This is a genomic window from Virgibacillus dakarensis, from assembly GCF_900155625.1.
Classification (GTDB): Bacteria; Bacillota; Bacilli; order Bacillales; family Amphibacillaceae; genus Lentibacillus_C; species Lentibacillus_C populi.
In genome coordinates this window covers 719,727-733,464 of record NZ_LT732554.1, presented here as the reverse complement: position 1 = coordinate 733,464, position 13,738 = coordinate 719,727, and the positions used below count along the sequence as shown (strand labels likewise).

Annotated in this window: 14 protein-coding genes and 2 pseudogenes; 14 read left to right on the top strand and 2 right to left on the bottom strand. The window is 39.2% G+C overall.

The window, feature by feature from the left end:
• The first annotated feature begins 2 nt into the window (after positions 1 to 2).
• The 5 genes from walK to CZ382_RS13155 all read left to right on the top strand — a co-directional run bounded on the left by walK (position 3) and on the right by CZ382_RS13155 (position 6,279).
• Positions 3 to 1,826 (top strand): cell wall metabolism sensor histidine kinase WalK, encoded by a 1,824-nt coding sequence (walK, locus tag CZ382_RS13175; protein WP_088051671.1) that lies wholly within the window; start codon positions 3 to 5, stop codon positions 1,824 to 1,826.
• Positions 1,826 to 3,124 carry a YycH family regulatory protein gene (locus tag CZ382_RS13170; protein WP_088051670.1) on the top strand — a complete coding sequence of 433 codons (1,299 nt, stop codon included), beginning with the start codon at positions 1,826 to 1,828 and terminating at the stop codon, positions 3,122 to 3,124. Before walK ends, CZ382_RS13170 begins: the two co-directional genes overlap by 1 nt.
• 2 nt (positions 3,125 to 3,126) lie before the next feature.
• A complete protein-coding gene (locus CZ382_RS13165) occupies positions 3,127 to 4,047 on the top strand; it encodes a two-component system regulatory protein YycI (RefSeq protein ID WP_088051669.1) in 921 nt (306 codons plus the stop codon).
• Complete coding sequence (locus CZ382_RS13160; protein WP_088051668.1) at positions 4,044 to 4,841, top strand: MBL fold metallo-hydrolase; 798 nt, start codon at positions 4,044 to 4,046, stop codon at positions 4,839 to 4,841. The genes CZ382_RS13165 and CZ382_RS13160 overlap by 4 nt, the downstream gene beginning before the upstream one ends.
• A gap of 208 nt (positions 4,842 to 5,049) precedes the next feature.
• On the top strand, positions 5,050 to 6,279 hold the full coding sequence (locus tag CZ382_RS13155) for a S1C family serine protease (RefSeq protein ID WP_088051667.1): 1,230 nt from the start codon (positions 5,050 to 5,052) through the stop codon (positions 6,277 to 6,279).
• Between the two features lie 229 nt (positions 6,280 to 6,508).
• Here CZ382_RS13155 and CZ382_RS13150 read toward each other — a convergent pair whose 3' ends face one another.
• Positions 6,509 to 6,889, bottom strand: coding sequence for a DoxX family protein (locus tag CZ382_RS13150; RefSeq protein ID WP_088051666.1), 381 nt, complete (start codon positions 6,887 to 6,889; stop codon positions 6,509 to 6,511).
• A gap of 188 nt (positions 6,890 to 7,077) precedes the next feature.
• Here CZ382_RS13150 and CZ382_RS13145 point away from each other — a divergent pair, with 188 nt between their 5' ends.
• Positions 7,078 to 8,793, top strand: coding sequence for an ABC transporter ATP-binding protein (locus tag CZ382_RS13145; protein WP_088051665.1), 1,716 nt, complete (start codon positions 7,078 to 7,080; stop codon positions 8,791 to 8,793).
• Between the two features lie 518 nt (positions 8,794 to 9,311).
• Positions 9,312 to 9,608 (top strand): 4a-hydroxytetrahydrobiopterin dehydratase, encoded by a 297-nt coding sequence (locus tag CZ382_RS13140; protein ID WP_088051664.1) that lies wholly within the window; start codon positions 9,312 to 9,314, stop codon positions 9,606 to 9,608.
• A 70-nt stretch (positions 9,609 to 9,678) separates the two neighbouring features.
• On the opposite strand, the pseudogene CZ382_RS13135 reads toward CZ382_RS13140, so the two are convergent.
• A pseudogene (locus CZ382_RS13135) lies at positions 9,679 to 10,165 on the bottom strand (N-acetyltransferase family protein).
• A gap of 476 nt (positions 10,166 to 10,641) precedes the next feature.
• Between CZ382_RS13135 and CZ382_RS23775 the strand changes: the two are divergent.
• From CZ382_RS23775 to CZ382_RS13100, 7 genes and pseudogenes are all read left to right on the top strand, one after another.
• Complete coding sequence (locus tag CZ382_RS23775) at positions 10,642 to 10,923, top strand: helix-turn-helix domain-containing protein (protein WP_159457802.1); 282 nt, start codon at positions 10,642 to 10,644, stop codon at positions 10,921 to 10,923.
• A 117-nt stretch (positions 10,924 to 11,040) separates the two neighbouring features.
• On the top strand, positions 11,041 to 11,559 hold the full coding sequence (locus CZ382_RS13125) for a GNAT family N-acetyltransferase (RefSeq protein WP_088051662.1): 519 nt from the start codon (positions 11,041 to 11,043) through the stop codon (positions 11,557 to 11,559).
• A 76-nt stretch (positions 11,560 to 11,635) separates the two neighbouring features.
• Positions 11,636 to 11,944 carry a hypothetical protein gene (locus tag CZ382_RS13120; RefSeq protein ID WP_088051661.1) on the top strand — a complete coding sequence of 103 codons (309 nt, stop codon included), beginning with the start codon at positions 11,636 to 11,638 and terminating at the stop codon, positions 11,942 to 11,944.
• A complete protein-coding gene (locus CZ382_RS13115; protein WP_159457801.1) occupies positions 11,931 to 12,374 on the top strand; it encodes a DUF4181 domain-containing protein in 444 nt (147 codons plus the stop codon). The genes CZ382_RS13120 and CZ382_RS13115 overlap by 14 nt, the downstream gene beginning before the upstream one ends.
• A 122-nt stretch (positions 12,375 to 12,496) precedes the next feature.
• The gene (locus CZ382_RS23445; RefSeq protein ID WP_123057238.1) at positions 12,497 to 12,661 is read left to right on the top strand and encodes an alpha/beta fold hydrolase; all 165 of its coding nucleotides are present in this window, start codon (positions 12,497 to 12,499) and stop codon (positions 12,659 to 12,661) included.
• Entirely contained in the window at positions 12,654 to 13,148 is a 495-nt protein-coding gene (locus CZ382_RS13105; protein ID WP_088051659.1) for a phosphoribosylanthranilate isomerase, read from the top strand. Before CZ382_RS23445 ends, CZ382_RS13105 begins: the two co-directional genes overlap by 8 nt.
• A 122-nt stretch (positions 13,149 to 13,270) precedes the next feature.
• Positions 13,271 to 13,702, top strand: a pseudogene (locus tag CZ382_RS13100) (GNAT family N-acetyltransferase); the annotation flags it as partial.
• Positions 13,703 to 13,738 lie beyond the last annotated feature (36 nt).

The window sequence follows — 13,738 nt, the reverse complement described above, 5'->3', positions numbered from 1 at the left end:
TTATGAATAAAGTCGGTTTTTTCCGATCAATACAATTAAAATTTATTATTATTTATATCCTGCTTTTATTAATTGCAGTACAAGTGATTGGGTCATATTTTGCCAGAGAGCTCGAAAACCAGTTGACGACTAATTTTAAAGAATCCGTTAATAAGCGGGTTGAATATTTGTCTTATAACCTGAACGAAGCATTTTCGGGAGGCGATAAGGAAGATGGAACAGAACCTACACTCCAGGAAAAAGTACAGGATATTGTTAACAATGTTGATCCAGAGGCAATTACCAATTTACAGGTTGTAAATAATGTCGGACGGGTTATGGGAGCCAATAATTACGCGGATAAGGATAAAATCGGCAAAAAAACAACGGATGACCTTATTACGAAAGCCATTTCCTATGGTGCATTGTACCAAAACACAATGCTTAGTTCTACCGGTAATCGTATATTTGTAAAAGTGGAACCAATTAAAGTAGGAGAAGATGTCGTCGGTGCTATTTATTTAGAAGCTTCACTTGAAGAGGTTTATGATCAGCTGGAAGAAATCAACCAGATATTTTTGCGGGCCTCGATCCTTGCCATCATCGTTTCCGCTTTTTTAGGTATTCTCGTTGCCAGAACGATCACGAAACCAATTACCGAAATGCGCAGGCAGGCACAAACGATGGCAAAAGGGGACTTTACCCAGAAAGTAAATGTCTATGCTGCTGATGAAATTGGTAATCTCGCCGAAACGTTCAACGATATGAACGATCAGCTTAGACACTCGTATGCGACAATCGAAGAAGAAAGGCGTAAGCTCAGCTCTGTCCTATCCAATATGTCAGACGGCGTTATTGCAACGGATGGAACGGGAGCGATTACGTTAATGAATGAAGCGGCTGCAAAGCTTATTGGTGAAAACCCTGATGATGTAAAAGGCGAATTTTTACTTGATGTATTACAACTGGGAGAAAAAGATGTAGATCTATCTGAACTGCCTGATAGTGGATCAATCGTTATTGATTTGAGTGAGGATCAGGACATATTCCTGATTCGGGCCAACTTTTCTACGATATCGGATAATGAAGATGATGTTATCGGCTTTATTACTGTAATTAGTGACGTAACAGAACAAGAGAAGGTAGAGCAGGAACGCCGGGAATTTGTCTCCAATGTTTCCCATGAGCTGCGAACACCATTAACGACAATGCGCAGTTATATTGAGGCGTTGACGGATGGCGCATGGAAGGATAAAACCATAGCACCGAAATTTTTACGTGTCACGCAAAATGAAACAGAACGAATGATACGGATGGTAAATGATCTATTGCAGCTTTCGAAAATGGATAATAAGGATTATGGCTTGCATAAGGAAAAAACGGATTTTATGGCCTACATACATCACATTATTGATCGGTTTGAGATGAACGCATATGAGGGAATTGAACTAAGACGCGAATTACCAGAGGGTCAGTATTATGTTTGGATGGACAAGGATAAAATGACACAAGTATTAGATAATATTATTTCCAATGCCATTAAATATTCCCCGGAGGGTGGTATCATTCGTATTGGAATTGAAAAACAGCGGCATCAGCTGGTAGTAAGTATTCAAGATGAAGGTATCGGTATTTCCTATGATAAGGTTGATAAAATATTTGACCGCTTTTACCGGGCAGATAAAGCAAGAACGAGAAAACTTGGCGGAACAGGCTTAGGGTTGGCGATTGCCAAAGAATTGGTGGAAGCTCACCACGGTAAAATTTGGGCAAAAAGCAAAAAAGGTAAAGGAACAACTGTTTTCTTTACACTTCCGCTAATGAACCAGAAGCGGAGGGGAAGCTGATGAAATTTGAAACGGTTAAGACGTTTGTTCTGGTCATATTGGTTGGCGTTAGCTTGCTACTAACATTGGCACTTTGGAGTTTCAAGCCTAATTTAAAGTTTTTGGGAGATATGGATTATGCCGAGGCCGATATCGGTGGACAAGGCAATTTGACCAAGAAGGATGTTGTCGCGCCAAAAAACATTATTTTTCAAATCAATAGCCGTTATTATGGTTTTTCCAATCCAGTGGAACGGCAATCCTTGTATCAGGATATGCAGTCCTGGGTACTGTACAACTTTAAAACAAGTGAGGCAAACGGTCCACCAGATGACGATTATCAGATTGAATTATTATTTCCAGATGAATTGCCAATGGAAATAGCAGATGACCTTTTTACATTTGATGAGGAACCTGATTTACCAGAGTGGTCGTTTCAACGGGTGTTTATTACGTTTCACCCAAACGATTCATCATTGGAAATACAATTTCTTTCAACGAGTGGAGATAGACGGGCAAGTGCGATCGTTAACAACTCTAAAAAATATAATCAATTATGGGCTTATCTAACAAAACAGGAGGGGTTAAGCGAATATATTCAATATAAAGAATCTGGTATTCCAATTTATGTACCGAAAAATTTACAGGAAATGACCGAGCGGAAATTGACGATTAAAAATATTGATCCGGATAATCTAGTGGATGCCTTGTTCCGTAATCCGGAAATCGTCAGACGTGATGTCACCAATGTCGGAGAGACTTATTATACGGATAGTGCCAGGGGAATGCGCGTCAAAGAAGATGGCCGGAGCATTGAATTCGTAAATCCACTCAATACGAACTACGAACGGATGAGAGCATTTGATTTATTGGAAACAAGCATGGCTAGTATTAATGAACAAAAAGGCTGGACGGGAGATTTTAATCTTGAGGAACTAAGGCCATCTACTAATTTTGTCCGTTTCCGGATGTATTATGATGGTTATCCGGTATTTAACAGCAGTTTAGCCGTGATCGAACAGGAATGGCGTAACCAGCAACTGTATAAATACCAGCGGCCGTTATTTAGTTATAATAGCCCCCCAATAGGTGGAAGTTCAGTAAAGTTGCGGTCCGGAAACGATGTCATCTATTTTATTGAAAACGCAAGCTATAAAGCGGAAAACATTGATGATATCCAAATCGGTTACCATTTGGTATATGAAGAGGATGATTTATCCTTTTATTTAACACTAAAACCTGCTTGGTATATTAACTATAATGGAAGCTGGCAGGAAATAAATTTTGATGAATTATCACCGAATAAAAAGGGGGGCTGAGGATGCAATGGAGTCAAATAAAAACACTGTTTATCCTCTGTTTCCTTGTTCTTGACGTTTACTTGCTGATGCAATTTCTTGATAAACAGAAAGAGAATGACCTTGCTGTAATGGAAAAGCAGGAATCTTCTATTGAACAGCAATTAAAATTGGAGGATATCAAAATACCGGACTTGCCTGAAGGAGAACTGGAAGAATCTTATATCTCAGTGAAACAAAAGAACTTTACGGATACAGATCTAAGCAAACTTGCGGCATCTGATAATCAAAAGATAGCACTGGTTGAAGATAAAACGATTGTATCAAAATTTGACAAGCCTATCCCGGTTAAAGATAGCGATGAAGTGAAAGAAATTGTCAAAAATAATGTTCTGTCACCGGATAGCTATGATTATTGGGGCTGGAATAAAGATCTGAATGTGATTATGTTCTTTCAAGAGAAAAATAATCAGCCAATCTACTACAATCAAAAAGGACTGCTGCTGGTTTTTTTGAATGACAAGAATGAAATTACGTTTTATACACAAACAATGCTGGGCGAGGAAAACAAGGATTTTGATAATAGTAAAAAGCCGTTGATTAAACCAATTAGGGCAATTGATGCTTTATATAACCAGTATGAGCTGCATACCGGTGAAGAAATTACCGATGCAAAAATAGGCTATTATTCAGCCCAGCCAATGGCAAGTGATGAGTTAATATTCGCACCAACATGGAAAATTACCGTAAATGGGGAGCGAAATTATTTTATTCATGCGATCGAAGGGTTTGCCTTTTCCAATGATGATAGTACATTTCTTGAAGATACGATGACATCTATCAAAAATTCGCTTGCAAAAATAAAGGATGATAAGGATTTTCAAGAAATCATTGATCAGCTCGATTTAAAATTAGAAACAATTAACCGGAGTGAAGTGGAATGACATTACGTTTTAGTGTGCTGGCATCAGGGAGTACGGGGAACGCCTTTTATATAGCCTCAGAAAAGGAGGGGTTACTCGTTGATGCAGGGGTAAGCGGGAAGAAAATGGATGATTTGCTAAGCGGGGTTCAGGTAGATCCGAAAACGTTAACCGGAATTCTCGTAACACATGAACATAGTGACCATATAAAAGGGTTAGGGATTATTGCCCGAAAGTATAACCTGCCAATATATGCCAATGAAAAGACGTGGCAAGCAATGGAAGGTGCAATAGGCAAGCTGGCACTTGATCAGAAGTTCTACTTTGACATGGAAGAGGTGAAAACATTCGGTGATATCGATGTAGAATCGTTCGGGGTTTCCCATGATGCCGCGGAACCAATGTTTTACACATTCCATCACGATGGCCAAAAGGTGGCACTTGTAACTGATTTGGGATATGTTTCCGAACGGATCAAGAAAACAGTAGAAGATGCTGATGCATATATATTTGAAGCCAACCATGATGTAGAGATGCTGCGGATGGGACGGTATCCATGGAATGTGAAACGGCGGATTCTTGGTGATTCCGGGCATGTTTCCAATGAAGATAGCGGACTTGCCTTATGTGATATTATTTCCAATCGGACGAAGCGTATTTATTTAGCCCATTTAAGTCAAGATAATAATATGAAGGATCTTGCTCGCATGTCAGTTGGCAACGTATTAAAAGAACGCGGACTCGATGTAAATAAAATGATCGAACTATGTGATACAGATCCATATAAGCCGACACCATTGTATGAAGTTGGTTAAAACACAAGTGGAATTCAAACCAATTTATCGTACACAGGTGAGGGAGTCACTGACCGCTGCGTACAAGAGGCCGGACGTGAGATAAATCCCTCCTGTTTAATTAGTTTACTAATATCCGTATCAAATGGAGTTGTTATTGTTCAATTCCTATGTGCATCATATTTATCAATCATACATATGATATGGGTAGAATGAAGGGGATGAAAAAATGGGCTATTACGATAATCAAAATTCGCCGCCAGGTTCCAATAAGAAGAAACGGAGCTGGGTTCCAGTCCTGTTAGGCGTTATTATTGGGATTGCCGTTGTGATCGTGGCATTGCCATCATTATTAAAATCCGATATACTCCCAAATGCATGGACAGAAGAGGCAGAACAGAGTGGTAATCTGCCTGATAATAATGGTGCTCAGGATAATGGCACCGCGGAAAACAATTATGTAAATATTGATGTGTCCAGCCAAATTACTGATATTGTGGAAAAAGTCAGCCCAGCCGTTGTTGGAGTCTCCAATATTCAAAGGCAGGGAAATTTCTGGGAGCAGCAGGCACAGGAAAGTGAAGCAGGCACAGGATCCGGGGTTATTTACAAAAAGGAGAATGGCTATGCGTATGTAATTACGAACCACCATGTCGTGGAAGGTGCTGACGCTTTAGAAGTGGTTTTAGCCGATGACACCCATCTAAAAGCAGAGCTGTTAGGTAGTGATTTGTTTTCTGACCTGGCCGTATTACGGATGAAGGAAGACAAGGTAGATGGCGTAATCGAAATGGGATCTTCTGAAAATGTAAAAGTTGGCGAACCAGCCATAGCAATCGGTAATCCGCTGGGAATGAGGTTCTCCGGTTCTGTTACCCAAGGTGTCATAAGTGGGAAACAACGGACTATACCGCAGGATTTCAACCAGGATGGCCGGGCAGACTGGCAGGCGGAGGTACTGCAAACGGACGCTGCAATTAACCCTGGAAATAGTGGAGGTGCACTGATTAACATCGAAGGACAGCTGATCGGTATTAACTCGATGAAAATTAATCAAACAGCTGTCGAAGGAATTGGCTTTGCTATTCCAATCGATACTGCAAGCCCGATTATTAATGAATTAGCGGAAAAGGGAAAAGTAACCAGACCATACTTAGGTGTTGAAATCTATTCACTTGACGAAGTACCACAAACAGAGTGGGAAAGTACGCTTAATTTACCAAAAGAGGTAGAAGGCGGAGTTTATATCTGGAGTATCGAACCGATGTCCCCAGCTGACCAGGCAGGATTAAAACGGTTGGATGTGATCACCCATCTTGATGGAGAAGAAGTCCTCAATATGATCGACCTGAGGAAAATCCTGTACCATGAAAAGAAAATTGGTGATACTGTAGACATTACGTATTACCGGGATGGTAAAAAACAATCAACATCAATAAAATTAGGTGAACAGCGCTAGTTAGAGAAACTGCTCCGATAGTTGGAGCAGTTTTGTTTATGAATATAGGTTGGCATAAAAGCGAACTTTTGTGCATATGTGGATAAGTTTGTGGATAACTTGTTATTTACATGTTAATTTTTTAATTAAAGAATGGAATTCCCGCTTCCGGTATGGTCAGGAAGCGGTTATACAGTGATTTAATACCTATAAACACTCTTATTGGTGGGCAACGTTTCAAAGTTGAAACCTAATTCAATTTCTTTCCTGGCACATGCTGCCAAAGCAAAATTAATAAAATAAGCATGACAATGTCAAGTCTTGCCTCATACAGGAAGGAAAGAAACCCATGATTTGTTGTAAGAATTGGGATTTTGGTAAGAAAGAGTGCTGCCAGCATGATAAAAATAAGTGGTGCGGTAGCCTGCTTCATATAGAGACGGCTGACAATCAGAGTGCCGCATACAATCTCGGTAATAGCCACGATAAATAAGAATGAATTCGGATACGGTATAGCCAGGTTACTAAAGACTACCTTGAAATCGTCAACCAGCAGTTTCATTATCCCAGTGGCTATAAAAACATAACCAACAGCATAGCAAATCCAATTAATCATTGGTAGTTTTCTCATTTTGGTACACCTCCAGGTTACTTTTTACATATATATGCAAGGGATAAGACAACCTTGACAAGCATTTGGTGTATTTTTTACCTGATTTTTGCCAAAAAGTGCATTCCTGTTGCCAAGTAGACAAGCAACACGTATAATTCCGGTATATGTAAAGAACAAACGTGTAAGGCAAAAAGGAAGTGCAGCGTGTGATTAGAAATTTTTTCTCTTATTATAAACCTCATCGGCGGTTATTTTTGATTGACTTTTCCTGTGCTGTTATTGTTGCTCTCCTGGAATTGGCTTTTCCGGTAGCTGTACAGTCATTTATTGACAAGCTGTTGCCAAGTGGCGACTGGAATCTGATTGTACTTGTCAGTATTGGGCTGTTGGCAGTTTATTTACTGAGCACATTTTTACAATATATTGTTACGTATTGGGGACATAAGCTTGGTGTCAATATTGAAACCGATATGCGGCAGCAATTATTCAACCATGTACAAAAACAGTCATTTCGCTTTTTTGATAATACAAAAACCGGACATATCATGAGTCGGATAACAAATGATTTATTTGATATTGGTGAGCTTGCCCACCATGGGCCGGAAGACTTTTTCATTGCAATCATGACGTTTGTCGGTGCCTTTTTACTAATGTTTAACATTAACTTTCAACTGTCGGTGATTATTTTAATCATTGTACCGATATTAATTTGGCTGATTGCTTACAGTAATATTAAGATGAGCAAGGCCTGGCGCAAGATGTATCACGATATAGCGGATGTAAACGCACGTGTGGAAGATGCGGTTTCCGGTGTTCGGGTTGTCCAGTCATTTACCAATGAGAAATTTGAGATGAAGCGATTTACAAAAAATAATTACAGTTTCCGCAAAGCAAAAGTCGGTGCCTATAAAGTAATGGCATTCGTCAACTCCAATATCTACATGATGATGCGTTTTATTGTATTAGTTGTTCTCGTTTTCGGGTCATGGCTAACATTTAATGACAAGCTGGAAATGGGTGAGTTGGTAGCATTTGTTCTGTTTGCAAACGTATTATTTAAACCGATTGAAAAAATCAGTGCCTTGCTTGAATTATATCCAAAAGGCATGGCAGGTTTTAAACGGTTTACCGATCTGCTGGCAATTTCCCCGGAAGTAGTTGACCGTGAAGGAGCTCAAAACGTCTCATTTTTAAAGGGCGATATTTTATTTGATCGTGTAACATTTGGCTATGAAAAAACGAAAGCACCGGTGCTAACATCACTCAGCTTTGCCATTAACGCTGGTGAAACGATTGCCTTTGTTGGGCCCTCAGGTGCTGGAAAGACAACCATTTGTTCCCTGATACCAAGGTTTTATGACGTTGACGCCGGCCGCATAACCATTGATGGAATCGATCTTCGCGATATGACCAAAGAGTCTCTGCGCCGCCAAATCGGCATTGTGCAGCAGGATGTGTTTTTATTTACCGGCACACTACGGGAAAACATTGCATATGGGAAGCTTGACGCAACGAACGAGGAAATTGAGGAAGCTGCAAGGCGGGCCCATATGGAAGAATTTATTAATGAACTTCCTGATGGCTATGAAACACAGGTCGGCGAACGAGGGTTGAAGCTATCTGGCGGGCAAAAGCAGCGGATTGCTATTGCCAGGATGTTCCTGAAAAATCCGCCAATCCTGATTTTGGATGAAGCAACATCCGCACTTGACACGGAAACGGAAATGATTATTCAGCAAGCACTAACAGAACTGGCTAAAGACCGAACAACACTTATCATCGCCCATCGTCTAGCAACAATTAAAAATGCGGATCGGATTATGGTTGTAACGAAAAACGGTATTGAGGAGGAAGGAAATCACGAAGAATTGTTAAAACGGGAAGGGATATTTGCGCATTTGCATAGAGTGCAGATGCAGTAATATTGATTGAGGATGCTCCGCGGATTAGGTGTGGAGCGTCCTCTTTTGGTTGGCAGGCTGGGGCGGGGTGGATGCTGAATTTTGTTTGTTGGTGCTTGAGCAATGCGAGAAGACATCACTCTGATTCGTGGCCTGGTCACGGAGGCCCCCTTTTTATGGTAATGGGTACGGTTCCTGGCTGGATACTGAAGTTTGTTCAAAAGGTACTGAAGTTTAGTCAAAATTCACTGAACGATCTGATACTTTCACTGAACTAGGAAGGAAAACCGCCGAATAACTTATAAAAATCACCGAACCCAAACTACATTTTAAAAAGTCATCGAATTAATCCTGAATTATATACGGTGAAAACTGATTTTTCCACACACTTATGCACAAATACCTGTGGATAAGGTGTGCATAAGTTTTTTCCGGTTGATTGGGAGTGATAAGGAGAGAATTTCGCATCTGGATTTGTTAAACTAAATGTAACAGCAACAGCAAGATCGAAACTATAAAATTAGAAAGGAGATGGAAATATGGAACGTTTGAATGAAGAACAAATTAAACAAGAACTTGAACAATTACCGAAATGGAAACGACTTGATGAAAAATGGATAGCCCGGAAATATCATTTCAAAAACTTCCTGGCAGGGGTACGGTTTGTTGACCAAATTGCCGAGTATGCAGAGAGCAAGCAGCATCATCCGTTTATTTCGATCGACTATAAAGCTGTCACATTGAAGATTACCTCTTGGCGGGCAAAAGGATTGACGGATTTGGATTTTGAAATGGTAAACCACTTTGATGTGTTATATGAAAAAGCAGAAAAATAGGAAATAGTTTTGTCGATATTTCCCGGGAAATGTCGACTAACAAAAATAAAGCTCGCTGCAAAGGCGAGCTTTATATATGCAGAACCATGCGGATTGTCTTTAAAATATGGCCATCAAAGTTATCCTCAAACTCGGAAATAATTTTGAACCCTTTTGCCAGATAAAAACTTTTTCCGATTTCATTGTCTTTTTCAACGCTGATATAAACTTCTTTAAAATTCTCCAGTTCCTCTATTCCCCCTTTTCAGCAATGCGGATCCTATGCCGTTTCCCTGGTGCGCTGGAAGTAAATAGATGGCACCAAGCTCAGCCTTTCCCTCTTCATTAACTGGAGAAAATTTTACAAAGCCAGCAATTTTCCCATCAACCTTAGCTACGTATAGAAAAGAACGTTGCAATCGCATTTCCATCCGATCGTCATTATAAGCTGCCTGCAGGAAATTTTCCTGAACTTTTCGTGGTATGATCCCTTCATACGTACTGTTCCAGCTTGTTTTCGCGACATGTTGAACGTAAGGAATATCTTCTTTTTGCATACTACGGATTACGTAATCCATACCATTAACCTCCCCCGAAAATTTCTAATAGTATACCATTGATTGCAGAGGATTTGGCTGTTTTTTCATAAATTATTGGAGGGAAGAAAGAAAATAATCGTCATAAGTGGAACGGTTACGAAATAATGGCGCCAATTGTTTTTCAAGTATAGTATCTGGCCATTGATAATACGTGAAATAATGACGAGTACCTCGACCGCCAATAACATTAACGTATGAACCGCAGTGAAAAGACATGCAATGCCAATTATAAGAAAACAGGTATGGATTAATATAAATAATAGTAATGATAAACTCTGTCTTTGTTGAAGATCCTTGAAATTTTCCCGGAAATAAATCAAATTTCCTGTTATACTAAGAAGAGAATACAGAATTATCAGGATGGTGTGAATCATTTGGTCACCTCCATTCGTATCATTAGCATACATAGTGGGGTCGACCCCATATCAAGAGAAATTTTCAGGAGTGATTTTCCAGTGAAAATTGGTGCATTTGTAAAGGCTGTTGAAGCAACAAAAGACACGGTCAGGCATTATGAAGAATGGGGCATGATTAAGCCGGCCTGGAGCAACAATAGAAGGATTTATGAGGAAAAGGATATCCAGGATTTCTATGCGATTAAAGAGATGCAAGGGCTTGGCATGACCTTAAAGGAAATCCGGCTTATGTTTGACATAAAACGAAACCATGGCTGCGGATCACCTGAGTTGCTGGCAGGGATGATGAAAAAAGTTCAGGAAAAAAACAGGAACAGCTGATAATGGAGGAACAGGCCATTAAGCAGTGGACGGAATATTGGCTGTGCTACGTGAAGTAAATAATAGCTGATACATCGATGCTTTGGAATAAGAATATCAAAAGGAGCACCATATAAAATGACGATAAATATTAAAAAATGCACCCTTGAGGATTTACGGCTGCTTCAGGAAATTAGTTATGAAACATTTCATGATACATTTAAAGATCAGAACTCGCCTGAAAATATGAATGCCTACTTGGAGAGAGCGTTTCATATAAAGGAAGTGGAAAAAGAATTATCCAATCCTTCTTCGAAATTCTTCTTTATTTATTTTCATGGAGAGGCGGCTGGATATTTAAAGGTTAATTTCGGTGATGCTCAGTCTGAGGAAATGGGTGCGGAATCACTTGAAATTGAGCGGATTTATATAAAGAACAAATTTCAAAAACAAGGGCTTGGTAAACTTCTGTTAAATAAAGCATTTGAAATTGCGCAGGAACAGAATAAAAGGAAAATCTGGCTGGGTGTATGGGAAAAAAACGAAAATGCGATTTCTTTTTATGAGAAAATGGGGTTCGTTCAAACGGGTGCCCATGCTTTTTATATGGGTGATGAAAAACAAACGGATTTAATTATGAACAAAACGCTCAAATAAAACTTAGGATGAACAACATACTTCTAACAGTGGCGCAGCAGGAATAACCTGATTAAAAGTGAAAGGGGGTTCTGACATGGGATTTGTCATGGCAATTGTGCCTGTTTTAATAGCGGGAGGGGTTGCAGTATTCGTAATCGGAAGTCTTAAACATAAGTATAATCAAGGCAACTTGGGCAGGAAAAAATCAAAAGGTGCTCAAGTCCTGTTAGATAGTTTCATACCAATGGGAATGCTTTTGGGTTGCACTGTTGGTATAATTCTAGGCATGTTTTTCTCTATTTCTCTACTATCTACAGTCAGCTTAGGAGCTAGTATAGGATATTTAGCTGGATATTTTGCTTATGAAATTTATAGTAAGGAGAAAACGGTTGGGGACGGGTAACCCCGATGAAAACGGAGCTGATTTTAAATGGGACACTACGGACTGCAACCAGGGTTTTGGAAGGAATTTTTTAATTATTATGGCAGTAGTTGTTTTTCTCGTAGCTGTAATTCCAGCCTTTCTTCGCCGCTGGATGGGAGCCGATAAAAGGAAGTGGTTCTCGTATAATTATATTAATGAATTTCATAAAAAAGGTGATTGGACATTACGTGTGATTTTTATTTTTTCAGTTATAGCCTGCGGGGTTATTTTTATAGCAAGGCCGCTTATCCTGATTCTGATATCAGCCTTTTTTACGGTAATTCAACTTGGGTTTCAAACATATGTTGAATGGAGATTTTCGGAGAATCGCAGCAATTACAAACTAACGCTAATCGAAATTAGTTTAATCACAGTTACTGTTGTTGGGGTGGTATTATGGCTTGAATAGATAGATGGAACGACATACACTTGTAAGGATATTAAAAGAGAATATGTCATTGAAATACCTAATGAATTTAGCAAAGTCAATGGAAAAATATTAGTTACTGTGGGGCAAAAGAAAAAGGTATTATGGAAAAATCAGCAGTTGATATAGTGAATAATAACCCAAATTGTACTGGTGTAGTAATTTCCGGGGTTGGTCACGGAGTGCCGCTGGCAGAACCAGATTTATTTAATCAAATTATTGAAAAATGGATATACGATGTAATAACCGCAGGAGGAATAGATGGATAACTATAAATTTAATGAATTTTTAAGGATAACCAGAAAATTAAATGAAATTAAAATTACACCATTGCTAATGGGTTCAGTAGGATTAGAAATTGTCACAGAAAGAAATTGGGATGCTCAGGATTTAGATATCCATGTACCTGGTGATGAAAGGGGTTGGGAAGTACCTGCTGAAAAGGCTATTTTTAATTGGAATCGTATTGTGGAGGTTATGGGCTCCTTTGAATATCGTTTAGTAGATTTACATGAACATGAATTTTTTAAAAGAGGATTATCAGTCGGGTTTGGTATCATTGATACTTTACCATCTTTCGCAGGAGTATCGTTAAAGGATTTGGAAATACATCAAAAGGAAGATGTAAAATTTTACTTGTTAACGCCGAATCAATATTTGCAGGTATATGAAGCCTCATATAAGGACAGTTATCGGGCGGAAAACAATAATCATAAGGATATTCGTAAAATCGAGTATTTAAAAACAAAACCATGACTTCTATTCCAATATCGTTCTCTTACCCGGAATAAGGGTCAGAGTCTTACCTTTAAGAAAAGGGCCATTAATTAAGGGAAGCATATTGAACAAACAGGCAGGTTACTAAAAAAAGCCTTACAATGAGTACCTTGACTATCAATGAACTTCAATCCCAAATGGAAATCCTTGATGCTTTTCCGGTAATGAATCAATTACGTACGCATCTTGATGAAAAAGCTTATCTCGATTTGGTAACGGAGGCCAAAGAAAAAGATATGTATCAATTGTATGCTTTGAATGATCAAGGAGAAGTTGTTGCGGTTACAGAATTCAAGCCTATGATCACCCTTTACTACGAGCGCTTTGTTTGGGTATGTGATTTAGTTACGGATAAGAATAAACGTTCCAATGGGTACGGCCATAAGCTTCTGTCGTATGTTCATGAATGGGCTAAAGAAAATGGTTATGAAAGTGTTGCCCTATCATCGGGATTAAAACGTACAGATGCTCATCGATTTTATGAAGAAAAAGCTGGTTATGAAAAAGTAGGCTATGTGTTTAAAAAGCCTTTGGGGTCCTACTCTGTCTGCAACAGGGATAAGACGTGT

Coding starts and splice junctions, on each gene's coding strand:
- walK (WP_088051671.1), top strand. CDS start 3: ATGAATAAAGTCGGTTTTTTCCGATCAATACAATTAAAATTTATTATT.
- CZ382_RS13170 (WP_088051670.1), top strand. CDS start 1,826: ATGAAATTTGAAACGGTTAAGACGTTTGTTCTGGTCATATTGGTTGGC.
- CZ382_RS13165 (WP_088051669.1), top strand. CDS start 3,127: ATGCAATGGAGTCAAATAAAAACACTGTTTATCCTCTGTTTCCTTGTT.
- CZ382_RS13160 (WP_088051668.1), top strand. CDS start 4,044: ATGACATTACGTTTTAGTGTGCTGGCATCAGGGAGTACGGGGAACGCC.
- CZ382_RS13155 (WP_088051667.1), top strand. CDS start 5,050: ATGGGCTATTACGATAATCAAAATTCGCCGCCAGGTTCCAATAAGAAG.
- CZ382_RS13150 (WP_088051666.1), bottom strand. CDS start 6,889: ATGAGAAAACTACCAATGATTAATTGGATTTGCTATGCTGTTGGTTAT.
- CZ382_RS13140 (WP_088051664.1), top strand. CDS start 9,312: ATGGAACGTTTGAATGAAGAACAAATTAAACAAGAACTTGAACAATTA.
- CZ382_RS13125 (WP_088051662.1), top strand. CDS start 11,041: ATGACGATAAATATTAAAAAATGCACCCTTGAGGATTTACGGCTGCTT.
- CZ382_RS13120 (WP_088051661.1), top strand. CDS start 11,636: ATGGGATTTGTCATGGCAATTGTGCCTGTTTTAATAGCGGGAGGGGTT.
- CZ382_RS23445 (WP_123057238.1), top strand. CDS start 12,497: ATGGAAAAATCAGCAGTTGATATAGTGAATAATAACCCAAATTGTACT.
- CZ382_RS13105 (WP_088051659.1), top strand. CDS start 12,654: ATGGATAACTATAAATTTAATGAATTTTTAAGGATAACCAGAAAATTA.